Source organism: Nonomuraea fastidiosa, assembly GCF_042751225.1.
Classification (GTDB): Bacteria; Actinomycetota; Actinomycetes; order Streptosporangiales; family Streptosporangiaceae; genus Nonomuraea; species Nonomuraea fastidiosa.
On the sequence record NZ_CP170570.1, the window covers coordinates 7,654,546 to 7,675,216 of the forward strand.

Consider the following 20,671-nt stretch of genomic DNA (forward strand, 5'->3'; position numbering starts at 1 on the left):
CCTTCTCTGAGCGCTAGGCCACCCGGCTCGAACGCGAGGCGTGGTCCCGTACCAGGTCGTGGAAGCGGTAGCGGCCGGGCGCGGACTCCCGCAGCAGGTGCGCGTCCAGCAGCCGTTCGAGCAGCCGCTCCGCGTGCGGCGCGCTCGTCCCCAGCAGCGCGGCGGCCGTGCGCGAGTCGAGGTTTGCACTGTCGTCGGCGCCGTCGTCGGCGCCGTCGCCGGCGCGCGCCCCCAGCAGCCGGTACGCCCGCCGCAGCTCGGCGGGGAGCCGGTCGTAGGAGCGGTCCAGGGCGGCGGCCACGTCGTGCCCTCCCGCCGCCAGCTCGGCCAGCCGATCACCGGCGAGCCGCTTGAGCAGGTCGCGCACGCTCCATGTAGGCCGCGCCCGCAGCCGCTCGGCGGCGATGCGCACGGCCAGCGGCAGCCACCCGCACCTGGCCGCGACCTCCTCCAGCTCGCCGGGGGACGCGCCCGCCGCCCGTTCATGCCCGGCAACCTCGGCGAACAGCGCGACCGCCGCCGGGGCGGGCAGCACGTCCAGCGACACGGCGCGCGTGTCCCCGAGCCCGCTCAGCCGCCCCCGGCCGGTGACGATCACCCGGCAGCCGGGACCGGCGGGCAGCAGCGGCTTGACCTGCTCCGCTCCTGCGGCGTCGTCCAGCACGATCAGCACCCTGCGCTCGGACAGCACGCTGCGGTAGAGCGCGGCGCGGTCCTCGTCGTGGTCGGGAATCTCCTCGGCGGGCACGCCGAGCGCGCGCACCATGCGGGCCAGGGCCTCGCCCGGCTCGACCGGGGCCGCGCCATGACCGTGCAGGTCCACGTAGAGCTGGCCGTCGGGAAAGCCGGGTGCGAGCCGGTGCGCGGCGTGCACGGCGAGCGCCGTCTTGCCGGTCCCCGCCATGCCGTCGATGGCGACGACCAGCGCCGTCCGCGCGCGGTGCGCGTCCTCGACGACGGCCAGCTCGCGCTCGCGACCGGCCAGCGCCGCGAGCCCCGCGGGCAGTTGCCGGGGCACGATCGGGCGCGCGGCCACCTCGCCGGTCCCGGCGACCGGCAGGCCGCGCGCGGCGGCGGCGAGCTGCTCGCGTTCCTCGCCGCCCAGCTCAAGTGCCTGCGCGAGCAGCAGGACGGACCTGCTGCGCGGCTGCCACAGCCCGCCGTTCTCCAGCCTTCGTACGGTCCTGACGTTGAGCCCCGCCTTCTCGGCGAGCTGCTCCTGCGTCAGCAGCGCCCGCTTGCGCCATCCCCGTAGCAGCGTGCCCACCGCGTGCGCGGCGCCGGTTCCCCGCGCGCCGACCCGCAGGTCCACCTGCAGATCGGCACGCCGATGCCCGCGGGCGGCGCGGTCGCGCTCAGCCCCGACGGCCGCATCCTGGCCACCGGCGGCCCCGGCGACGACCCCGCTGTACGGCTGCACGACGCCGCCACCCAGCGCCCCATCGGCCCCCCGCTGCTCGCGCCCGGCGCCGAGGGCACCGTCAACAAGATCGCGTTCACGCCGGACGGGCGCACGCTCCTCACCTCCGCCACGGACGGCCTGCGCGTCTGGGACGTCGCCGGCCGCCGCGTGCTCGCCCATGACCCCGCGTTCGGCGGGGTGGCCGAGCTGAGCCCCGACGGCAGGTTCGCCGCCGTCCAGCACGAGCAGGCCATCGCGTTCTGGGACGTCGCGAGCCGCCGCGAGATCGGGCCGCGCATCCGCGTACCCGGTCACACCGACGTCATCACCGGCATGGCCATCAGCCCCGACGGCAGGACGCTGGCGAGCGCGGGCCTCGACTCGCGGGTACGGCTCTTCGACGTCGCCACCCGCCGCCCCATCGAAGGCAGCCCGCCCGCCGCGGCCGGAGGGCTGGTCAACGGCCTGGCCTTCAGCCCCGACGGCGGGACGCTCGCGTTCACGGCCTCCGACGACGCCGTGCGGCTGTGGGACGTGCGGCACCGCCGCGTCAAAGGCGTCGCATTGATCCCCGAGGACGCCGCGCCCAACGCGCTCGCGTTCAGCCGCGACGGCGAGGTGCTGGCCACCGGCCTGCGGAACGGTGACGTGCTGCTGTGGGATCTGCGCACGTACCGGCCCATCGGCCACCCGATGACCGGCCACACGGGCGGCGTGATCGCGCTCGATTACGCCGCCGACGGCGCGAAGGTGGCCTCGGTCGCCACCGACGGCACCGCGCGGCTGTGGCACACCGGGATGCCCGCCGACCTCGTGGCCGCCGCCTGCGCCAACGCGGGCCGGGCACTCACCCGCGCCGAATGGGAGACCCTCCTCCCGGAGGAGGAGTTCCGCCCGACGTGTACGTGACGCTCGATCTCACCAGGGGAAGGGCCGGGATGTTCCTGCGAGGGCTGCGGCGGCGGACGGGCAAGCCGGTGCCCGAACTGGTGGAGCTGTTCCGCTCGATCATCGAGGGCGGACGGGACTTCCATCCCATCGCCTCCGACTTCCTGCAGCACTTCATGGACGGCGCGGGCGAGTCGAGGACGATGTCGCTGCGCTGGCTGCGCTCGTTCAAGGTGATCAAGAAGGCCGAGCGCAGGAACCAGCGCCGCTTCGAACGCCAGCTCCTGCGCCGGGCCGCGACCCTGGACGACCACGCCTCCGACTGGCTGCACGACTACTGGGACGCCCGCATCAACGCCTTCATCGGCACCGAGCTGTTCTACGTCAGCAGGATGAGCCTGCTGCGGTCGCAGGGGTCGTTCGTGCTGACCAGGGAAGGGCCGCAGGTGCGGATGTCGGGGACGGTGCGGCACCGCTGGTTCGACCCCTACGACTGGGATCGTGGACGCTGGGTCTACATTCCCCGGCACGGGTTCGTGCCCATCGCGGTGGGCCGGGAGCTGGTGGAGGCCGACGAGGCGCGCAACTTCCTCATGGAGTCGCGGCACGTCCAGACGCTGGAGGGGGTGTGCGTCCCCGGGCGGTGGCCGCGACGCGGGCGGGCGGCGTTCACGTGGGCGCTGGTCAGGACGGAGGAACGGTGAGCGCGGACCGTCCACTTCCGCCCGACCCGTCCCAGGCCGGCTCCGCGGCCGAGTTCGTCGCCGCGCTGGTACTTCTCCGGCAGTGGGCGGGTGAGCCCTCGTTGAGCCGGCTGCGCGCGCTCGGCGGCCGTATCCCCGCCGCCGACGGCGCCCTGGTGGACGCGCTGCCCAAGAGCACCACCTCGCACGTGCTGCGGCAGCGGGATCGGTTGCCGCGGTGGGAGTTCGTACGGGCGTTCGTCACGGCCTGCCTGCGGTCCTGCGATCATCCCGAGGAGCTGATCGCCGAGGAGCTGGAACGGTGGCGCCTCGCCCGCGCCGCCCTCACCCAAGGTGCCGCTCCCCCGCACTCACCGCCTGCGGCCGGTACCGATGCCGCGGCGCCGCCTCCGTCCGCCGCGGACCCAGCGGCTCCGGGCGAGGCGTGTCCGGCTGCTGCGGGACGGTCCGGGGGCGGTGTGGCCGTCCCTCCCCGCCGGCCGTGCCCGCCGCGCCATGGGCGGGGGCGGTGCAGGGGCGGGATGCGGCGGTCGAGCTGCTGGTACGGCGGGTGCTGCGCGAGGAGGACCGGGCCCGCAAGGGGTTGCTCGGCGGCTATGACATCGCACCGGTCTCGTTCAGTCCCGGCCACACCGAGGCCGCCGCTCCCGGCCCTGACGACCTGCACACGATCGGCCGGTTCTTCACCGATCTCCATCCCCATCGGCTGCTGGTGGTGGGCGAGTCGGGCGCGGGCAAGACGGTCCTCGCCATCGAGCTGGTGCTGCAGCTCCTGGAGTCCCCCCTGGCCACCGGTCAGCCCCCGCGCATGGTCCCGGTACGCCTGAACGCCGCCCGCTGGACCCCGGGCAGGCCGTTCGAGAGCTGGCTGGCCGAGCAGCTCGTCCAAGACTTCGGCCTGGCGGGCGACGACGCGCACCGGCTCGTACACGACCGCAAGGTGCTGCCGGTGGTGGACGGCCTGGACGAGCTGGACCCCGGCCCGCCCGCCGGGCCCCCGCGCCGGGCGATGAGCCTGCTCGCCGAGCTCAACCGCTACAGCGACCTGTCCGGCCGCCGCGCCGGAGCGGTGGTCGTCACCTGCCGCGCCGACCGCCACGCCGAGCTGCGCGCGGCCGGTGTCTGGCTCGACGACGCCACCTTGATCCGGCTCCACGACCTGACCGTGGAGCAGATCGCCGCCTACCTGAAGGCCCGCTGGCCGGACGGCCACCCCTGCGCGGGCGACCGCGACGCCGTTCAGGCGGCGCTCACCGGACCCGCCGGCCGAGCCGTTCACCTGGCGCTGGCCACGCCGTGGCGGTTGCTGCTGACCGTCACCGCCGTGGAGTCCGGCGCCGACCCGGACGAGCTGCTGCGCGTCGATCCGCACGCCGACCACCGCAAGGGGGCGGACGCGATCGCCGGGCGGCTGCTCGACGCGTACGTCCCGGCGGCGACCCGGCTGACGCCCCGGGACGCGCACGGCGCCGCGTACCGGCCGGATCAGGTGCGGGCCTGGCTTGAACGGCTGGCTGCCCACCTGCGCTGGCAGGCCGCCGTCAGCGCGAGGTCGGACCGGCCGCCGCCCGGGCTGACGGCCATCGACATCGTGCCCCACCTGCTGTGGCCGATCGGCGGGCGGTTCCTGGTACGGGCGTTGCACGGCCTGTGCGCGGTGGCGCTCGCGATCGTGGCGATGGTCGCGTTCTGGACGGGTTCGGCGCTCGGCGCGCCGGATCTTGGCGCGGCCGGGGGCGGAGAGCAGGCTTTGACGCTGGCGATCATGGCGTCCTGGGTGGTGATCGTGAGCGGCCTGTCGCTGTCGCCGTGGCCGTCGGCCGCGGGCGGCCGGGCCAACGTGCCGCGCCGCAGGCGGGTGACGGGGGCGGTGCTCGGCGGGCTGGCCGGGCTGCTGCTGACCGGCGGCGACGTCTTCGGCCCGCTCTTCGCGGTCGTCGCGGGCGGCACGGGCGGGCTGGCGCTGGGGTCGGTCATCGGGCTGACCGCCGCCGGGCGGGTGGGCGCCGGGCGCATGACGGTCGCCGAGGCGATCCGTGCCGAGCCGGTCACGCTGATGGGCTTCGGGCTGTGCGGCGCGCTCACCGGACTGGCCCCGCTCCGGCTTGCCCACGCCGGACCCGCGGCGCTGGTCGTGGGCGTGGCCGGGGCGTTCGTGCTGGCGTTCGCGCTCGGAGTCGTCTTCACGATCACTACGGGTGGGTGGAGCATGGACGCCGAGCTGGCGCACCCGCGCGAGGCGCTGCACCGCAACCCCACCATCGGGATGGCCTTCGGGCTCACCGGCGGGGTCGCGGCCTTCCTGGTGTTCGTGATGAGCCAGAGCCTCGCCGTGTCGCTGGCGTGCGCGGTCGTCGGCGGCGTCGCCTTCGGGCTCAGCTTCGGCGCGCTCGCCTGGACCCGTACCGTGATCGGCCTCATCGTCGCGGCGGCGCGCGGGCTGCTGCCGCTGCGCTTGTGGAGCTTCCTCGACTGGGCGTGCGAGGCGCGGCTGCTGCGCGTCAGCGGCGCCACGTACCAGTTCCGGCACCGCGAGCTCCAGGACTTCCTGACCTCCGCCGACAGCGGCTCTTGACCGCGAAGACCGCCGGCCTCGGCCCGTAATCTCCGGAGCCGGAGTGGCCGGGCCGGTGCCGGCGTACTGGCTGGTCAGGAACGGCTTCGCGGTGACCGTCGTCGAGCGCGCCCCGGAGCTGCGCAGGACCGGCGGCCACGCCGTCGATCTCTTCCGGCCCGCGGTGGACATCTCGGAGAAGATGGGCGTACTGCCGCACATTGCGGAGCGGGCCACCGGCACGAGCCGGATGAGCGTCCACCCCGAGGGCTCACGGCGCGCCGTACGGGCCGACCTCGGCAAGATCTTCCGCGCCACGTCCGCGCGGCACGTCGAGATCATGCGCGACGACCTGACCGCGATCTACCACGAGGCGACGCGCGACGGCGTCGAGTACGTCTTCGGCGACGCGATCACCGCGATCTCGCCGGACGGCGAGGTGCGCTTCGAGCGCGGCGGGCCGCGCCGCTTCGGCCTCGTCGTGGGCGCGGACGGGCTGCATTCCGGCGTGCGCCGCCTCATCTTCGGCGACACGTCCTCCTTGAGCGCTTTCGCCGGCGCGTACTTCGCGGTGCTGTCCATGCCCGGCCGCCGCGACCTCGACGGCGAGCTGCGCATCCACGTCGGCGTGGGCAGGACCGCCGGCGTGTACGGCGCGCGGCACCTCGACGAGGCCCGGGTGCTGTTCCTGTTCCGCAGCGGGCGGCTCGACTACGACCACCGTGACGTGCCCCGGCAGAAGGAGCTGCTGCGCAAGGCGTTCCAGGGCATGCACCCCGAGGTGGACGGCTGGCTGGCCGGGCTCGGCGGCGCTCCCGCGTTCTACTTCGACTCGATCACGCAGCTCCGCATGGACACCTGGTCGCGCGGACGGGTGACGCTCGTCGGCGACGCCGGCTACTGCCCCGGCCCGGCCGTCGGCGGCAGCACCAGCCTGGCCGTCGTCGGCGCGTACGTGCTCGCGGGGGAGCTCGCCAGGGCGGGCGGTGACCACGAGCGCGCCTTTCCCGCGTACGAGCGCGCGATGGCCGAGTACGTGCGCCGCAGCCGCGACGTCGCGCTGGGCGCCGCGCGCACGCTCGTCCCGGCCTCGCGCCTCGGGGTGTGGGGCCTGGCCCGGGGCGCCCGCTTGATCTCCGCCCTGCCTGCGGGTCCCAGCCGCGCCCTGACCCGCCTCGCCAGCAAAACGGCCCGCCTGCACGACTCGATCGCCGTGGACGACTACCCGCTTCCGGCGAACGCCGCCGCCACCGCGCCCGAAACGCCCGCCCCTCACGGACACCGCTGATGGCCGCCCCTCTACGGGAGCATCCGGACCTGCGCGCCCGGCATGTCCGACCACCAGTGGTCGTAGCGGCGGTAGACGGCCGGGTCGCGGCCGGCCAGGAGCGCCGTCAGCGCCTCCGCCTCGGCGGCCAGCTCGGCCCACGCCTCGTCGGGCAGCCGGTGGAAGGCGGTGGCCTCGATCCCGCCGCCGACCGGTCGCCAGACTCCGGCGACGTAGCCGTCCACCAGCAGTGCCGGCAGGACGTCGCCGTTGCGCCGGGTGACGAACCCGCGGTATTCGGGCGGGACGACCCGGCTGCGGTCGGCGTAGGCGAGCAGGACGTTGTCCCACATCGGCAGCAGCCGCGCAGGCGCGGGCGTGTCTTCGGCCGGGCGGGGCGCGCCGGGCAGGTCGAACAGCTCCGAGCCGCCCGGGCCGGTCAGCCGCTCGAGCCGGTCGGCGACCGCGTCCAGCGCGGCGCGGGCGCGTTTCCTCGTCACCAGCGCGAACTGGGCGACGTCGAGCGCCGACGCGGGGCCGTACCCCGCTAGATACCGCAGAACGAGCGTCTGCAGGGCCTGGTCGGCGTCCGCTCCGAGCGTGGGCGGCAGGCCGGAGGCGACGTAGGCCGGGCGGAGGCCGAACGACCACGGCGGGCCCGTGGGCGCGTGCACCAGCGGCGCGAAGCTCTTCAAAGCCCACCACACGCCCTGAGGCGGAACGCCGAGCCGCTGCTCGATCCACGCACGAAGCTCGCCGGTCGAACGCGGCCGGTCGGCGAAGGCCAGCAGGTCGCCGACCAGCGCGTCGGCGTCGGCCGCGGTGAGGCCGCTGCCGGTGAAGCGCCGGTCACCGAGCCGGGAGCCGCGCAGCGTGGGCTGCATCGCCTCGTGGAAGCAGGGGTGATCGTCGGCGTGCACGGCGTGCAGCGTGATCCGCATGAGCGTGGCCTTGACGATCTTGCGCTCGGTGAACGCCGCGTCCAGATCGGCCGGGTCGAAGCCGGCGACGCGGTTCCATAAGGCCAGGTACGGCGAGGCCGCATGCTGTGCCTGCAACCCCACCACCCGGCGAACCGCCTCGCCGGCATCGACGGCCTCCCGCCCCAGCAGGAACTGGCGGGCGAGGGTGGAGCGGTTGAGTGCACGCGGGGAGAGCATGCGGCCATTCTTCCGAGCGGGACCGACAGAAACGCCCCCGATCACCCTCCCGGATGGCCGCCGCGATCACCGTCCCTTATGGATGAGGAACACGTTGCCCAGGGCTCGCTGGCCGGTGGCGTCGGACGGGCGGTTGATGATGCCCGATCGGGCGGTGGCCATGACGCTGGATCCGCCCCCGTCGAGGTTGAGCGCCTGCACCGCGCCCAGCCGCTTCATCAGCGCGGCCGTCTGCGCGATGCCGAGGCCCTCGCTGTAGCCGTCCTGGCGGCCGTCCACGACGACGAGCAGCAGGCGGCCCTGGCGGTCGACGCCGATCATCGAGCGCGGGTTGGCGCGTACGGTCCAGTTGTAGGTGAACGTCTGGTCGCTGCCGTCGCGGATGATGCCGTCGGCGGCCGCGTTGACCGAGATCCGGCCGTCGCGGACGAGCGTGGGGCCGACCTGGAGGATCGTGGTGTCCTTGGTGAGCGGTACCTGGTGGCCGCGGCCGTCCTCGACCCGTTCGGTGACGGTCACCCGCCGGCCCGGCTTGACGTTCGCAAGCAGCCAGCCGGCGCTGTCGCCGATGGCCTGGATGGTGGAGCCGCCGGGCGGGACGGCGGCGCCGCGCGTCGCGTTCACCGCGAGGACCTTGCCGTGGGCGTCCAGTACGGCCTCCGCGCCCTCACCGGCCGGCGGCGTCCCCCACTCCGGGGTGAAGCGGACGAGCTCGCTGTCGTCGGTGCACTTGAAGTCGTGCTGCGGCTTCTCGGTGGGCTGGTCGCCGCCGACGCCGCCGCAGTTCCAGACCTCGCCGGGTATCCGGTTGACGCCGTCGATCTCGGCCGTGGCGCGGCCGGCGCGGAGCGTCACGTGGGCGGTGTAGGAGTCGACCTCCACGTGCCGCCCGCCCTTGGTGAGCTTGATGCCGCCGCGGCCCTGGGTGGCCGAGCCGATGAGCTTGCCGTTCTTGACGTACAGGCCGGTGGGTGAGCCGTTGAGGAACCACTGGGCGTTGATGCCCGCCACCGCGCCGGTCGAGGAGACCAGGTCGGTGAGGGTCTCCATCCCGTTCAGCGTGGGCCCGAAGCCGGTCTCGACCGTGCCGTGGAAGTCGCGGAAGTCCACGCGGAGCACGTGGACCTTCTGCGGCGCCCCGGTGTCGGTGCCGTCCTGCGCCGTGTAGCGGGTGCCGCCGGCGAAACCGGCCGCCTTGACCTCGGCGAGTTCGGCGGCGGCCTCGTCGGCGGTGGCGTACCGGCCGATGCGGACGATCCAGCCCAGCGGGCCGCCGGGGTGGTCGGCGAAGGCGGGCATGACGACCTGCTCGATGCGGGGTTCGAATCCCTTCTCGACCAGGGCCGCGTGGACCCGGTCGGCGATCTCCCTGGGGCCCAGCGCCGTGGCGGCCCGGTCGAGCGGGCCGTCAATGGTGGCCGGCAGGTACACGTGGACGGTCCAGACGTCGTCCGAGTCCTTCGCGCCGAGGCTGAGCTGCGTCAGCGTGACGCCGGGAGCCACCGTGACGGGTTCAGCGGGAGATGCCTGCGCGGGGCCGGTCGGCGCCAGGAGCGCCGCGGCCACCACGAGGGAGAGGAGGGCTTTGCCGTTCATTCGTGTCACTCCACCGGAAAAGGGTTACGTTGCGGGATTCATACCTGTTTCCGGCGCTGAAGATCACGTGAACGGCGGGCTTCGCCAAGTGCTCGCTACGCGCGGTGCCGCCGTCCGATCAGCACGGCGGCACCGTCCAGCAGCAACCGCAGCCCGGCCTCGAAGAACACCGTCAGGTCGAATCCGAGGGTGTCGTCGATGGGCGCCGCGGGCGTCGAGAGCGCGGCGTGCAGGGACGGCAGGTGGGCGGTGTACCACTGGTCGGGCGACAGGCCCGTGTGCTGCTCGGCGTCGCGCTGCGCCTCCAGGTTGGTGGCGGTCCCCCTGGCATGGTTGGCCACCGCCCACCACACGATCCGGGCCGTCTCGGGATCGAGGCCGAGCCCGAGTATGGCGTTCATGCCCCAGGTGCCGAACCTGAGCATGTTGGGCAGGGGCTGCGGGTGGGTGAGCGACATGACCCGGGGCAGCCAGGGATGGCGCAGGTAGAGGCCCCATTGCAGGCGCGCCGCGAGCTCCAGGTGCGCCCGCCAGCTCGGCGGCGGCTCCTGGGGCAGGTCCAGTTCGCCGAAGGCGGTGTCGGCCATGAGCGCGGCCAGTTCCTCCTTGCCGTCCACGAGGCCGTACAGGGACATGGTGGGCATGCCGAGCCTGGCCGCGACGCCGCGCATGGACACCGCCTCGAAGCCCTGCTCGTCCGCGAGCGCGATCGCGGCCCGCACGACCCGCCGCCGCTCGTCGTCCGGGCCGGAGGCGACCGGGCGGCGCTCCCGGCGCGGCCGGGGTTTCGGGGCTGGCGCGGGTTCCGCGACGACGGTGCCGACGCGTGGGACGGCCACCACCCGGCCGCGCCTGCGCAGCGTGTCGAGCGCCTTGGCGGCGGTCGCGGTGGCCACGCCCCACTGCGCGGCGGCCTGCCTGATGGAGGGGACGCGGTCGCCGGGCCGCAGCGCGCCCGTGTCGATGCGCCGCTCGATCTCCCGCACGATCCGCTGATAGGGCGGGAGGCTTCTCCGCATGACCGATCGCGTCCTCTTCCTGTACTAGGGCAGCGGCGCACCGGCCACAGTGACGGGATCGCCCCTGGTGGAGGGCTGATGAGCTGGCCTAGCACACCGCCGCTCATGGCAGGCGCCGCCTCGCGGGGCGGGCTACCGTCTCCGTTCGTACACCGTACAACGACTCCTCCGAGGTGAGCATTGCCCGACGCCATCGAAGTGGTACGCGCCGCCGAGCTGGGCGAGAGCCATCGCCGAGCCATCGCCGAGGTCTTCGTCGACGGGTTCGGCCCCGACTTCTCCTCCTTCTCCGACGACCCCGCCAAGCTCGCCGACGCCTTGGAGCACGCGCTGGTCCTCGACGTGTTCTACGTGGCCCTGGTCGACGGGCGTCCCGCCGGGATCACCGCCTGTACGGACGGCAGGCGGCCGTCGTTCCAGCACGACAGGCGCGAGCTGCGCAGGCACCTGGGGTTCTACAAGGGCACCATCGCCGACATCGGTTTCCGCCGCGAGTTCGCCAAACCTCTCCCCTACGCCAAGGACGGGATGGCCTCCCTGGAGTTCGTGGCCACCGCCATCCGGTACCGGGGCCGGGGCGTCGCGACGGCGTTGCTGACCCACCTGCTCGCCCTCCCCCAGTACGACGAGTACGTCCTGGCGGAGATCTCCGACGTCAACACCGCGGCCCTGCGCCTGTACGACAAGCTCGGCTTCCGCGAGTTCCAGCGCACCAAAGTGCGCCACACCCGAAAGACCGGGATCAACTACTACATCTCCCTGCGGCTCGTACAGGCCGAAAGGCGGGCCGTCGACGAGCGTCACTGAGACGACCGGCCGAGCAGCACGACCGCCAGAACGGCCCCGGCCAGGCAGACCACGCCCGCCACGAGCATCGCCGCGTGGAGCCCGCCCAGCGTGGCGAGCACGGGCGTCGCCGCCGCCAGCGCCTCGGTACGCGCGGTCGCGACGGCCGCCAGCCCCGCGGTGCCGATCGCGCCTCCTCGTCGAGCGGCGGCCCGCACCGGCCGAAGCGCCGCCGGCGGCCGCGTCCCGAACGTGTGCGGCCGGTCCTCCGGCTGATGATCGAGGCGTTCGGCGACGTGCCCGCGCTCGTGATCGGCCGGTGCACCGACGTGCTGGCCTGGAACCGCACGGCGCACGCGCTGCTGGCCGGGCATCTGCCGTACGAGGCGCCCGAGCAGCCCTGGCAGCGCCCCAACATCGCACGCCTGGTCTTCCTCGACCCGCACACCCGCGAGCTGTACGCCGACTGGCGGGGCAAGGCCCGCGACACCGTGGCCGACCTGCGCCTGATCGCCGCCCGCTACCCCGACGATCCGGACTTGGCCGAGCTGATCGGCGAGCTGACCTTGAACAGCGCGGAGTTCGCCGCGCTGTGGGCGGCTCACCACGTACCCGCCTGCATCCCGCCCACGCGCGCCTTCCGTCACCCGCTGGTGGGCGTCGATGACGCTGAATGACGAGCTGATGGAGCTGCCCCAGGACGACGGCCGGCGCCTGGCGGTCTTCACCGCCGCCCCGGGCTCCCCCGACGCGGCCGCCCTGAAGCTCCTCACCCGCCTGGCCACCGGTGATGCGGCGCGCGTCAGCACTGAGGCGCCGTACGTGTGACGTCTGTGCCACGGACACGTAGCGGCTACGCGGGGCCGGGCCCGGCCGCGCGCCGTTCGTCACGCCGTGGACGCCGTCCTGCCCGAGACCCACCCCGCATGACCGCGACCTGAGTCGATCAAGGGCCTAAGGTAGGCGCATGGGTCATGGGAAGACGTCGTTCGTCTGCTTGCCGTGCCGCGCCTCGTACAAGCAGCCCCACCTCGCCAGGGGCGAGGGTGACCGGGTGTGCCCGGGGTGCGCCGGGCCGCTGATCCACGTCGGATCCGCCTTTGCGGCGCCGGCCCGGCGCGACGTCGAGGGCTGGCGGGTGCTGTCGGTGCTGCTGCACGCCGGGATCCGGTTCCCCATGGGGTGCGGCGACGGTCCCGGCTACCGGCCGCGCACGCTCGCCGAGGTACGCGAGCGCCAGGCGTACGCGCGGGCCGCCGGGGAGCCGTTCGCCCGCGCCCTCCTGCGCGAGGAGCTGCCATGACGCTGGGCCGGCTGCTGGGCAGGGGGCCGCGGCGCGAGCCGCCCAGCGATGCCGAGACCGCCGAGCACATGCGCGTCCTGGCCGACGGCTTCGTGGAGCGGGCGCGGGCCGAGGGGTTCGCGCTCGACTGGGACCCGGCGTTCCTGCATCACCTCGACAACTACTGCGCCGCGTTCGTGGCCACCAAGCCGGCTCCCGAGGACGCGCACGAGGTGATCATGGGTGCGGGCGCGTACCTGGGCGAGATGATCGTCAGGAACTGCGGCTGGTCGTGGGTGTACTGCACCGATCAGCGGGCCGCCGCGGTGGAGAGCCCCGACGGGCTGCGCGGCTACCCGCACAACAAGGTCGCCAAGCGCATCGGCCAGGGCCCCGCGCACGATCTCGCGGCGTTCTTCGCGTACGCGCGCACGGGCGAGCCGCCGCACGGGACGGCCGCCCGCGTCTCCGGGCCGCCGTGGTGGCGGCGGCTGCGATCCAGGGCCTGATCGCGCCCTTCAAAAAAGTCGCGGCGAAGATGTCGAGAACGCGGCGGCGGCTCCGTCCCCGGCATGAACACCGCGATGACGACCGACCGTACGAAGGAGAACGCGATGGCCAAGTACCTGCTGCTCAAGCACTACCGGGGCGCGCCCGCGCCGGTCAACGACGTGCCGATGGACCAGTGGACGCCGGAGGAGGTCTCGGCGCACATCCAGTACATGCGCGACTTCGCCAAGCGGCTGGAGGACACCGGCGAGTTCGTCGACGCCCAGGCGCTCGCTCCGGAGGGCATGTGGGTCCGATACGGCGGCGAGGGCCGGCCGCCGGTCACCGACGGCCCGTTCCCCGAGACCAAGGACCTGATCGCCGGCTGGATGGTGATCGACGTCGACAGCCAGGAGCGGGCGCTGGAGCTGGCCGCCGAGCTGTCGGCGGCGCCGGGCGCGGGCGGCGAGCCGATCCACGAATGGCTGGAGGTGCGGCCGTTCCTCCACGAGCCCGAGACCATCACGGAGTAGCCGCATGGTGGACGAGGCCCTGCTGCGCAGCCTCACCCCCGTCGTGATCGGCGTCCTCGTCCGTCGCGGAGCGGATTTCGCGGCGGCCGAGGACGCCGTACAGGAGGCGCTGGTCGAGGCCGTGCGCGGCTGGCGGGACGGCCCGCCGCGCGACCCGCAGGGCTGGCTGGTCACCGTGGCCTGGCGCAAGTTCCTCGACGCCGCCCGCGCCGACACCGCGCGCCGCGACCGCGAGGCGCGTGCCGGGGCCGAGCCGCCGCCCGGCCCCGGCACGGCGGTGGACGACACGCTGTGGCTGTACTTCCTGTGCGCGCATCCGTCGCTGTCGCCGTCCTCGGCCGTGGCGCTCACGCTGCGCGCGGTCGGCGGGCTGACCACGCGGCAGATCGCGCAGGCGTACATGGTGCCGGAGGCGACGATGGCGCAGCGCATCAGCAGGGCCAAGCGGACCGTCGCGAACGTCCGCTTCGACCGGCCGGGCGACGTCGCCACCGTGCTGCGCGTGCTCTACCTGGTCTTCAACGAGGGCTACTCCGGCGACGTGGACCTCGCCGAGGAGGCGATCAGGCTCACCCGGCAGCTCGCCGCGATGATCGACCACGAGGAGGTGGCGGGCCTGCTCGCGCTCATGCTGCTGCACCACGCGCGGCGCGCGGCCAGGACCGGCCCCGACGGCCGGCTCATCCCCCTCGCCGAGCAGGACCGCAGCCTGTGGGACACCCGCATGATCGCCGAGGGCGTGAAGGTGCTGCAGGCGGCGCTGGCCCGAGACCGGCTGGGCGAGTACCAGGCGCAGGCGGCCATCGCCGCGCTGCACGCCGACGCGCAGACGGCCGAGGAGACCGACTGGGTGCAGATCGTCGAGTGGTACGACGAGCTGGTCCGCCTCACCGGCAGCCCGGTGGCCCGGCTCAACCGGGCCGTCGCGGTCGGGGAGGCCGACGGGCCGCGCGCCGGTCTGGCCGCTTTGGCGGAGCTGGACCCCGCCCTGCCCAGGTACGCCGCCGTCGCGGCGTACCTGCACGAACGTGACGGCGACCGGGAGACGGCGGCCCGGCTGTACGCCGAGGCCGCCCGGTCGGCGCCGAGCCTGCCCGAGCGCGACCACCTCATCCGGCAGGCGGCCAGGCTCCGCTCCTCATGATCTCCTCAGGAGGTGGAGCGGCCGAGCACGCAGAACTCGTTGCCCTCGATGTCGGCCATCACCGTCCACGACACCTCGCCCTGCCCCACGTCGGCGAAGCGCGCGCCGAGCTCCTGCAGCCGGGCCACCTGCGCCGGCTTGTCGTCGGCCGGGTCGGGCAGCACGTCGAGGTGGAAGCGGTGCCACACCGCCGGCTCGCCGGAGACCCGGATCAACTCCAGGTACGGCCCGACGCCCTGGGACGAGCGCAGCCTGGCGTGGTCGCCGGTCACCTCGTGCACGGTCCAGTCGAGCGCCTCGCCCCAGAAGCCGGCCATGGCCCCGGGGTCGGCGCAGTCGACGACCACGGCGGCGATCGGCCCGGTGTCGCGGTAGATCTCGCGCGGCTCCAGGACGCAGAAGACGTTGCCTTCCGGGTCGGCCATCACCGTCCACGGCACGTCGCCCTGCCCGATGTCGGCGGGGGTCGCGCCGAGCTCCGTCAGGCGGGCGACCAGCTCGGCCTGGTGCTCGGCGGAGGTGGTGGCCAGATCGAGGTGGACGCGGTAGCGCACCGTCTCGGGGTCGGGGACCCGGACGAGGTCGATGCAGACGGCGGAGGGGTCCGGCCAGGGGAAGCCCGCCGGCGTGAGGTTCGTCACCCCGGGGGCCTCGCTGTCCATCTCCCAGCCGAGCGCGCCGGCCCAGAAGCGGCCGAGCTCGACCTCGTCGCGCGCCTTGAGGTTCACCTGAGGGAGTTGCAACGGCATGCCGCTCACCCTATCGGGACGCCCCTGGGTGATCGTCGGCCGTGGCCTGGGGCACGCCCGAGTGCGGCAGGCGGCGCGGCGGGACGCCGCCGGCCTCCGGGCGGTACTCGAAGTGCCACCACTCGTTGTCGTAGATGCGGTAGAGGTCGTAGCGGGCGCCGTGCTCCTCCAGCCAGCGTGCGCCCTCGCGCGGGCGGATGTCGAGGGCGACGCCCTGGACGTGGCGTGACTCCTCCGGCGGCAGCACCAGCATGCGCGCGACGGCCGGGGAGCCGCAGCGGCGTGCCTCCTCGTCGAATAACCGCTGCTGCGTGGCCGGGTCACGGTATCCGGACGTCAGGCCGATGAGCCGGCCGTGCCGCCACAGCGCCTCGGTGCGCGCCGCCGTGAACGCCGCCCTGGCACCGTCGGTGAGCCCCGTCAGGTCCTCGGCGGGAAAGCGCAGCCCCAGGGCCCAGGTACAGGCCAGCTCCCGGGCCCGGCCGGGACGGCGGGCGAAGGCCACCGGCAGCAGCAGCACCGCCAGCACCATCGTGACCAGGGCGTACACCCGGTCGCGCAGCCTGGGTGGAATGGTGTGTGGTTCGTCCATGGCGACTTACCATGGGCGGCGAATGTGCGCGCGCTGTGCGCCGTATGTCATGGTTCGTCGACGGCTCGATCGTGACACGACCATGACATTGCGGGCACCGCATGCGGACACGGCCGGCCGATAGTGGAGCGGTTGACCGGCAGGTGTGATGTGACGGAGCGAGCCAGTGAAACTCGGCGGCGTATCGCGAGTGTTGTTGATCGAGGATGATCCCGCCGTGCGCGAGGGCCTGGAGCTGGCCCTGAGCCGCCACGGCCACCGCGTGCGCGCGGTGGAGTCCGGCGAGCAGGGGCTCGAGCAGCTGCGCGCGGACCCGCCCGACGTCGTCGTGCTCGACTTGATGCTGCCCGGCATCGACGGTTTCGAGGTGTGCCGCCGCATCCGCGCCGCCGGCGACGTGCCGATCATCATGCTGACCGCGCGCGGCGACGACTTCGACGTGGTGGCCGGGCTGGAGGCGGGCGCTGACGACTACGTGGTCAAGCCGGTGCAGCCCCGGGTGCTGGAGGCCCGCATGCGGGCGGTGCTGCGGCGCGTCGGCCGCGAACAGGCGGAGCTGGAGCACTACCGCGATCTGACCATCGACCGGGCGAGCCTGGTGGTCACCAAGCGGGGCGAGCCGGTCAGTCTCGCCCCGACCGAGCTGCGCATGCTGCTGGAGCTGTCCGGCACGCCCGGCCGGGTGCACACCCGCCAGCAGCTGCTGGAGTCGGTGTGGGAGCACGGCTACTTCGGCGACTCGCGGCTGGTGGACGCGTGCGTGCAGCGGCTGCGCGCCAAGATCGAGGACGACTCGGCATCGCCCGTCTACGTGCAGACGGTCCGCGGGTTCGGCTACCGGTTCGGGCCGGTGTGAAGCCTCCGGCGGCGTCCCTGGGGTTGCGCGGCAGGCTGCTGTCGGCGTTCGTGCTGCTGTGCGTGGTCACGGCGGCGGCGGTGGCCGGCGTCTCCTACGGCAAGGCGCGCAACGAGATCCTGCAGCGGGCCCAGGACGCCGCGGTGGAGGCGATGCGCGAGCGGCTGGCGGCGCTGTATCCGCTGCGCACCGACACGCCGGGCCAGGACGAGCTCGAAAGGATCGCCGCCGGCCTGAACGACACCAACTCCACGGCGGTCGCGTTCTTCCGCGGGCGGCGCGCGCCGGGCCGTCCCGCCCGCCCGCCGGGACAGTGGCGGCCCGGCCGTCCCCCGCTCACGCCGGACCTGGACAGGGCCGCCATCCCCCCGAGGCTGCGCGAGACCGTCGCCGGCGGCACCATGGCCTGGCAGCGCGTGACCTGGCAGGACCTGCCCGTCCTCATCATCGGCGCGCCGCTGATGATCGCCGAGCCGGACGGCACGACCCGCAACTCCGGCATCGAGGTCTACACCGTGCACAGCCTGCTGCCCGAGCAGCGCAGCATCGACGAGCTCGCGCTGTGGGCCTGGCTGTACGGAGGCGCGGCGCTGGTGTTCGCGGTGCTCCTCGGCCTGGCGGCCACCCGTGGGGTCCTGCGTCCGGTGCGCGAGCTGGGGCGGGCGGCGCGGCTGCTGGGCGAGGGCCGGCTGCACACCAGGATCGAGGTACGCGGCTCCGACGAGCTGGCCGACGTGGCCCGGACGTTCAACGACACCGCCGCCGAGCTGGAACGGCACGTCGCGCAGCTGCGTGCGATGGAGGCCGACGCACGCCGGTTCGTGGCCGACGTCTCCCACGAGCTGCGCACCCCGCTCGCCGCGCTGGCGGCGGTCGCCGACGTGCTGGACGAGGAGGCGGCCGACCTGCCCGAGCCCGCCGGACGGGCGGCGCGGCTGGTCAGCCAGGAGACGCTCAACCTGACCCAGCTCGTCAACGACCTCATCGAGATCAGCCGGTTCGACTCCGGTGTGGCGGCGCTCGCTGTGAACGACGTGGACGTGGCCGAGCTGGTCCGCGCGACGCTGCGGACGCGGGGCTGGTCGGAGGCGGTGGAGACCGAGCTGCCCGCCGGGGTGAGCGCGCGGCTGGATCCGCGCCGGGTGGACGTCGTCCTCGCCAACCTGGTCGGCAACGCCCTGCGGCACGGCGAGCCTCCGGTGTCGGTACGCCTGTCCGCCGACGGCGACTCGATCACCGTCGACGTCCGCGACCACGGTCCCGGCCTGGATGAGGAGGTGCTGCCGCACGTGTTCGACCGCTTCTACAAGGCAAGCGCGGCCCGGGCGAGGTCCGAGGGCAGCGGTCTCGGCCTGGCCATCGCCCGGGAGAACGCCCGCCTGCACGGGGGCGACCTGACCGTCGCCAACGCGCCGGACGGCGGCGCCGTCTTCACCCTCCGCCTCCCCCGCACCCAGGACCAGAACAGCGCGCCACCGCCGGGCGCCCCGGACACGGCCGCCGCGCCCGCGCTTTCCGCTCAGGATGCAAGCACCCCTCAGGATGGAAGCACCCCGTCCCAGCCGGGCGCCCCGCGCCGGGACGCCTCCCCCGCGCCCCGCGACGCGGACGGGGGCTCCTCATGAGCGCGGGGCGGGCCTGGCGGGCTCTGGTGGGTGTGGGGCTGGCGCTGGTCGTGGTGGCGGGCTGCGGGGTGCGGCCGAGCGACGTGATCCCGGTCGGCCCGCCGCCGAGCGGCCCCGTCGCCTCGGCCAGGGCGACCGCCATCTACTTGATCAAGGACGGCAGGCTGCATCCGGTGCCGCGCCCGCGCGGCCGGTTGTACCCGGCGGACGCGCTGGCGCTGCTGGCGGCCGGGCCGACGGCGCAGGAACGGCAGCAGGGCTACACCTCGGACGTGCCGCGCGAGGCGGAACCGTTCACGGTGGCCTCCGAGCAGGGCGGCCGCCTGGTGATCATCCCGTCGGGCCCGCCCGGCGAGCTGCCGGAGCGGGCCGTCGGGCAGATCGTGTGCACGGTGGCGGCCATGCTGCCGGGCGCCGCCCAGGACATCACGGTCGCCGGCGCCGAGCCGCGCGTGGATCCCGGGGACTGCCCGCCCGTTTGACGAACATTATCCGTACGGATAATGTTTATCCACATGGATAACGAAGGGGATGCGCCGTGACCACGCGCGAGGCGGCGACGGCGGCCCGCAGGGAGCAGATCACCCGCACCGCCATCGCCCTGCTGGCCGAGCGCGGCTACCAGGCCACGACGTTCGAGGCCATCCGCACCGAGGCCGGGCTCAGCAGCAAGCGGCTGATCACCTACCACTTCTCCGGCAAGGACGAGCTGTTCGCGGCCGTGGCCGAGCAGATCGTCGCCGACAGCGAGCAGTACATGCAGGCCGCGCTCAGCGGCGTGACCGGCCCGCGCGAGCTGCTCGCGGCCGTCATCCGGGCGAACGTGCGGTTCATCGCCGAGCACCCGCGCGAGGTGGCGGCGCTGCGGCAGATCCTCATCAACGGCGGACTGCGCGACTACGAGCGCTACGACATCGACTCGCGCGAGCGGCTGGCCCGCCTGCTCGACGAGGGGCAGCGCGCCGGCGACTTCCGCCCGTTCGACGAGCGGATCATGGCGGCGGCGCTGCGGGCCTCGATCGACGCCGTGGCCCCGCTCATCGCGGCCGGCGTCGATCCCGAGCTCTGCGCCGAGGAGCTGGTGGAGCACTTCGACCGCAGCACCCGCGAGGTACCGCGGCGAACGGGAGGGGACGAGCGATGAGCAGCACCGACCACGCCGGGCGCACCTACGTGGTGACCGGCTCGGCCTCGGGTATCGGCGCGGCGACCGCGGCCATGCTCCGCGAGCGCGGCGGCACGGTCATCGGCTGCGACCTCGCCGGCGCCGACGTCCAGGCAGACCTGTCCACCCCTGAGGGGCGGCGGTCGCTGGTCGAGCAGGTGGCCGGGCACGGCCCCATCGACGCGGTGCTCGCCGTGGCGGGCGGCGGCAAGACGGGGATGCTGGAGACGAACTTCTTCGGCGCGGTCGCCACCCTCGAAGGGCTGCGCCCGCTGCTGGCGCGCAGCGGCGCGCCCCGCGCCGTGGCCGTATCGTCGACCTCCTCGCTGGAACCCGCCGACGCACGGGTCATCAAGGCGTGCCTGGACGGCGACGAGGAAGCCGCGCTCGCCCTCATGCGCGCCGAGCCGGGCATCGGCGGCGCCACCGGCGGTTACGGCCTGGCCAAGCGGGCGCTGAACCGCTGGGTGCGCAGGGCCGCGCCGACGCCGGAGTGGGCGGGGTCCGGCATCGCGCTCAACGCGGTCGCGCCCGGCGTCGTGGACACGCCCGCCGCCGCGTACATCATCGAGGACGACGAGGTGCGCCGCGCGGTGGAGTCGGTCTCGCCGCAGCCGTTCGGCGGCTTCCCCGGACGGCCGGAGTGGGTGGCCGAGCTGATCTGCTGGCTGGCCGGGGCGGGCAACCGGTTCGTCACCGGGCAGGTGATCTTCGCCGACGGAGGCGCGGAGGCCACGCTGATCGGCGACGCGCACTGGCGCTGACACGCTCCCCCACATCCCAGGCCGACAAGGGCGCGGCCTTCGCCGTCTCGCCGCAGACCTCCCCGGCGCCGGAGCCGTCCCGAGGCCACGGCCGGG

General features: G+C 74.1%; 23 protein-coding genes. 16 read left to right on the plus strand and 7 right to left on the minus strand.

The features are described from left to right. Window positions 1-13: 13 nt before the first annotated feature. Window positions 14-1,312: an ATP-binding protein gene (locus tag ACFMQL_RS35165; protein ID WP_378789106.1), complete on the minus strand. Its 1,299-nt coding sequence runs from the start codon at window positions 1,310-1,312 to the stop codon at window positions 14-16. On the opposite strand from ACFMQL_RS35165, the gene ACFMQL_RS35170 reads away from it, so the two are divergent. From ACFMQL_RS35170 to ACFMQL_RS35185, 4 genes are all read left to right on the plus strand, one after another. Next, window positions 1,271-2,311, plus strand: coding sequence for a WD40 repeat domain-containing protein (locus ACFMQL_RS35170; protein WP_378789108.1), 1,041 nt, complete (start codon window positions 1,271-1,273; stop codon window positions 2,309-2,311). The two genes, ACFMQL_RS35165 and ACFMQL_RS35170, sit on opposite strands and share 42 nt — an antisense overlap. Then, window positions 2,302-2,994 (plus strand): hypothetical protein, encoded by a 693-nt coding sequence (locus ACFMQL_RS35175; protein WP_364050774.1) that lies wholly within the window; start codon window positions 2,302-2,304, stop codon window positions 2,992-2,994. Before ACFMQL_RS35170 ends, ACFMQL_RS35175 begins: the two co-directional genes overlap by 10 nt. A gap of 481 nt (window positions 2,995-3,475) precedes the next feature. Beyond that, window positions 3,476-5,569, plus strand: coding sequence for an NACHT domain-containing protein (locus ACFMQL_RS35180; RefSeq protein ID WP_378789110.1), 2,094 nt, complete (start codon window positions 3,476-3,478; stop codon window positions 5,567-5,569). Between the two features lie 28 nt (window positions 5,570-5,597). Beyond that, window positions 5,598-6,836, plus strand: coding sequence for an FAD-dependent monooxygenase (locus ACFMQL_RS35185; protein WP_378790245.1), 1,239 nt, complete (start codon window positions 5,598-5,600; stop codon window positions 6,834-6,836). A gap of 11 nt (window positions 6,837-6,847) precedes the next feature. Here the strand turns inward: ACFMQL_RS35185 and ACFMQL_RS35190 are convergent, their stop codons facing one another. The 3 genes from ACFMQL_RS35190 to ACFMQL_RS35200 form a co-directional block, all read right to left on the minus strand. Next, window positions 6,848-7,975: a winged helix DNA-binding domain-containing protein gene (locus tag ACFMQL_RS35190; RefSeq protein ID WP_364050768.1), complete on the minus strand. Its 1,128-nt coding sequence runs from the start codon at window positions 7,973-7,975 to the stop codon at window positions 6,848-6,850. Between the two features lie 66 nt (window positions 7,976-8,041). After that, on the minus strand, window positions 8,042-9,571 hold the full coding sequence (locus tag ACFMQL_RS35195) for a phosphodiester glycosidase family protein (protein WP_378789112.1): 1,530 nt from the start codon (window positions 9,569-9,571) through the stop codon (window positions 8,042-8,044). 95 nt (window positions 9,572-9,666) lie between these two features. Continuing rightward, on the minus strand, window positions 9,667-10,590 hold the full coding sequence (locus ACFMQL_RS35200) for a GntR family transcriptional regulator (RefSeq protein ID WP_378789115.1): 924 nt from the start codon (window positions 10,588-10,590) through the stop codon (window positions 9,667-9,669). 180 nt (window positions 10,591-10,770) lie between these two features. Here ACFMQL_RS35200 and ACFMQL_RS35205 point away from each other — a divergent pair, with 180 nt between their 5' ends. After that, a complete protein-coding gene (locus ACFMQL_RS35205) occupies window positions 10,771-11,397 on the plus strand; it encodes a GNAT family N-acetyltransferase (protein ID WP_378789117.1) in 627 nt (208 codons plus the stop codon). Here ACFMQL_RS35205 and ACFMQL_RS35210 read toward each other — a convergent pair. After that, entirely contained in the window at window positions 11,391-11,594 is a 204-nt protein-coding gene (locus ACFMQL_RS35210) for a hypothetical protein (protein WP_364050756.1), read from the minus strand. The two genes, ACFMQL_RS35205 and ACFMQL_RS35210, sit on opposite strands and share 7 nt — an antisense overlap. Window positions 11,595-11,630: 36 nt before the next feature. On the opposite strand from ACFMQL_RS35210, the gene ACFMQL_RS35215 reads away from it, so the two are divergent. The 6 genes from ACFMQL_RS35215 to ACFMQL_RS35240 all read left to right on the plus strand — a co-directional run bounded on the left by ACFMQL_RS35215 (window position 11,631) and on the right by ACFMQL_RS35240 (window position 14,824). Continuing rightward, window positions 11,631-12,053 carry a hypothetical protein gene (locus ACFMQL_RS35215; RefSeq protein WP_364050753.1) on the plus strand — a complete coding sequence of 141 codons (423 nt, stop codon included), beginning with the start codon at window positions 11,631-11,633 and terminating at the stop codon, window positions 12,051-12,053. After that, window positions 12,040-12,204 carry a hypothetical protein gene (locus ACFMQL_RS35220; RefSeq protein ID WP_364050750.1) on the plus strand — a complete coding sequence of 55 codons (165 nt, stop codon included), beginning with the start codon at window positions 12,040-12,042 and terminating at the stop codon, window positions 12,202-12,204. Before ACFMQL_RS35215 ends, ACFMQL_RS35220 begins: the two co-directional genes overlap by 14 nt. Before the next feature lie 139 nt (window positions 12,205-12,343). Continuing rightward, on the plus strand, window positions 12,344-12,679 hold the full coding sequence (locus tag ACFMQL_RS35225; RefSeq protein ID WP_364050747.1) for a hypothetical protein: 336 nt from the start codon (window positions 12,344-12,346) through the stop codon (window positions 12,677-12,679). Continuing rightward, on the plus strand, window positions 12,676-13,167 hold the full coding sequence (locus tag ACFMQL_RS35230) for a hypothetical protein (protein ID WP_364050744.1): 492 nt from the start codon (window positions 12,676-12,678) through the stop codon (window positions 13,165-13,167). The genes ACFMQL_RS35225 and ACFMQL_RS35230 overlap by 4 nt, the downstream gene beginning before the upstream one ends. A gap of 105 nt (window positions 13,168-13,272) precedes the next feature. Continuing rightward, window positions 13,273-13,680 (plus strand): YciI family protein, encoded by a 408-nt coding sequence (locus ACFMQL_RS35235; RefSeq protein WP_364057376.1) that lies wholly within the window; start codon window positions 13,273-13,275, stop codon window positions 13,678-13,680. A 7-nt stretch (window positions 13,681-13,687) separates the two neighbouring features. Continuing rightward, on the plus strand, window positions 13,688-14,824 hold the full coding sequence (locus ACFMQL_RS35240; RefSeq protein ID WP_364057373.1) for a DUF6596 domain-containing protein: 1,137 nt from the start codon (window positions 13,688-13,690) through the stop codon (window positions 14,822-14,824). A gap of 5 nt (window positions 14,825-14,829) precedes the next feature. Here the strand turns inward: ACFMQL_RS35240 and ACFMQL_RS35245 are convergent, their stop codons facing one another. Beyond that, the gene (locus ACFMQL_RS35245) at window positions 14,830-15,573 is read right to left on the minus strand and encodes a VOC family protein (protein ID WP_378789120.1); all 744 of its coding nucleotides are present in this window, start codon (window positions 15,571-15,573) and stop codon (window positions 14,830-14,832) included. 10 nt (window positions 15,574-15,583) lie between these two features. Then, window positions 15,584-16,165: a D,D-peptidase/D,D-carboxypeptidase VanY-N gene (vanY-N, locus tag ACFMQL_RS35250; protein ID WP_378789122.1), complete on the minus strand. Its 582-nt coding sequence runs from the start codon at window positions 16,163-16,165 to the stop codon at window positions 15,584-15,586. A 190-nt stretch (window positions 16,166-16,355) separates the two neighbouring features. On the opposite strand from vanY-N, the gene ACFMQL_RS35255 reads away from it, so the two are divergent. The 5 genes from ACFMQL_RS35255 to ACFMQL_RS35275 are packed head-to-tail and all read left to right on the plus strand — an operon-like array spanning window position 16,356 to window position 20,575. Continuing rightward, the gene (locus ACFMQL_RS35255) at window positions 16,356-17,021 is read left to right on the plus strand and encodes a response regulator transcription factor (protein ID WP_364050735.1); all 666 of its coding nucleotides are present in this window, start codon (window positions 16,356-16,358) and stop codon (window positions 17,019-17,021) included. Further along, window positions 17,018-18,646, plus strand: a complete 1,629-nt coding sequence (locus ACFMQL_RS35260; RefSeq protein WP_364050732.1) for a HAMP domain-containing sensor histidine kinase — start codon at window positions 17,018-17,020, stop codon at window positions 18,644-18,646. The genes ACFMQL_RS35255 and ACFMQL_RS35260 overlap by 4 nt, the downstream gene beginning before the upstream one ends. Then, on the plus strand, window positions 18,643-19,128 hold the full coding sequence (locus ACFMQL_RS35265) for a hypothetical protein (RefSeq protein ID WP_378789124.1): 486 nt from the start codon (window positions 18,643-18,645) through the stop codon (window positions 19,126-19,128). Before ACFMQL_RS35260 ends, ACFMQL_RS35265 begins: the two co-directional genes overlap by 4 nt. 56 nt (window positions 19,129-19,184) lie before the next feature. Continuing rightward, window positions 19,185-19,790 (plus strand): TetR/AcrR family transcriptional regulator, encoded by a 606-nt coding sequence (locus ACFMQL_RS35270; protein ID WP_378789126.1) that lies wholly within the window; start codon window positions 19,185-19,187, stop codon window positions 19,788-19,790. After that, entirely contained in the window at window positions 19,787-20,575 is a 789-nt protein-coding gene (locus tag ACFMQL_RS35275; protein ID WP_364050723.1) for an SDR family oxidoreductase, read from the plus strand. Before ACFMQL_RS35270 ends, ACFMQL_RS35275 begins: the two co-directional genes overlap by 4 nt. The last annotated feature ends 96 nt before the right edge of the window (window positions 20,576-20,671 follow it).

Bases quoted from the DNA above. Each gene is read 5' to 3' on its own strand.
- ACFMQL_RS35190 (WP_364050768.1), bottom strand. From the start codon at position 7,975: ATGCTCTCCCCGCGTGCACTCAACCGCTCCACCCTCGCCCGCCAGTTC.
- ACFMQL_RS35195 (WP_378789112.1), bottom strand. From the start codon at position 9,571: ATGAACGGCAAAGCCCTCCTCTCCCTCGTGGTGGCCGCGGCGCTCCTG.
- ACFMQL_RS35200 (WP_378789115.1), bottom strand. From the start codon at position 10,590: ATGCGGAGAAGCCTCCCGCCCTATCAGCGGATCGTGCGGGAGATCGAG.
- ACFMQL_RS35220 (WP_364050750.1), top strand. From the start codon at position 12,040: ATGACGCTGAATGACGAGCTGATGGAGCTGCCCCAGGACGACGGCCGG.
- ACFMQL_RS35225 (WP_364050747.1), top strand. From the start codon at position 12,344: ATGGGTCATGGGAAGACGTCGTTCGTCTGCTTGCCGTGCCGCGCCTCG.
- ACFMQL_RS35230 (WP_364050744.1), top strand. From the start codon at position 12,676: ATGACGCTGGGCCGGCTGCTGGGCAGGGGGCCGCGGCGCGAGCCGCCC.
- ACFMQL_RS35235 (WP_364057376.1), top strand. From the start codon at position 13,273: ATGGCCAAGTACCTGCTGCTCAAGCACTACCGGGGCGCGCCCGCGCCG.
- ACFMQL_RS35245 (WP_378789120.1), bottom strand. From the start codon at position 15,573: ATGCCGTTGCAACTCCCTCAGGTGAACCTCAAGGCGCGCGACGAGGTC.
- vanY-N (WP_378789122.1), bottom strand. From the start codon at position 16,165: ATGGACGAACCACACACCATTCCACCCAGGCTGCGCGACCGGGTGTAC.
- ACFMQL_RS35265 (WP_378789124.1), top strand. From the start codon at position 18,643: ATGAGCGCGGGGCGGGCCTGGCGGGCTCTGGTGGGTGTGGGGCTGGCG.
- ACFMQL_RS35275 (WP_364050723.1), top strand. From the start codon at position 19,787: ATGAGCAGCACCGACCACGCCGGGCGCACCTACGTGGTGACCGGCTCG.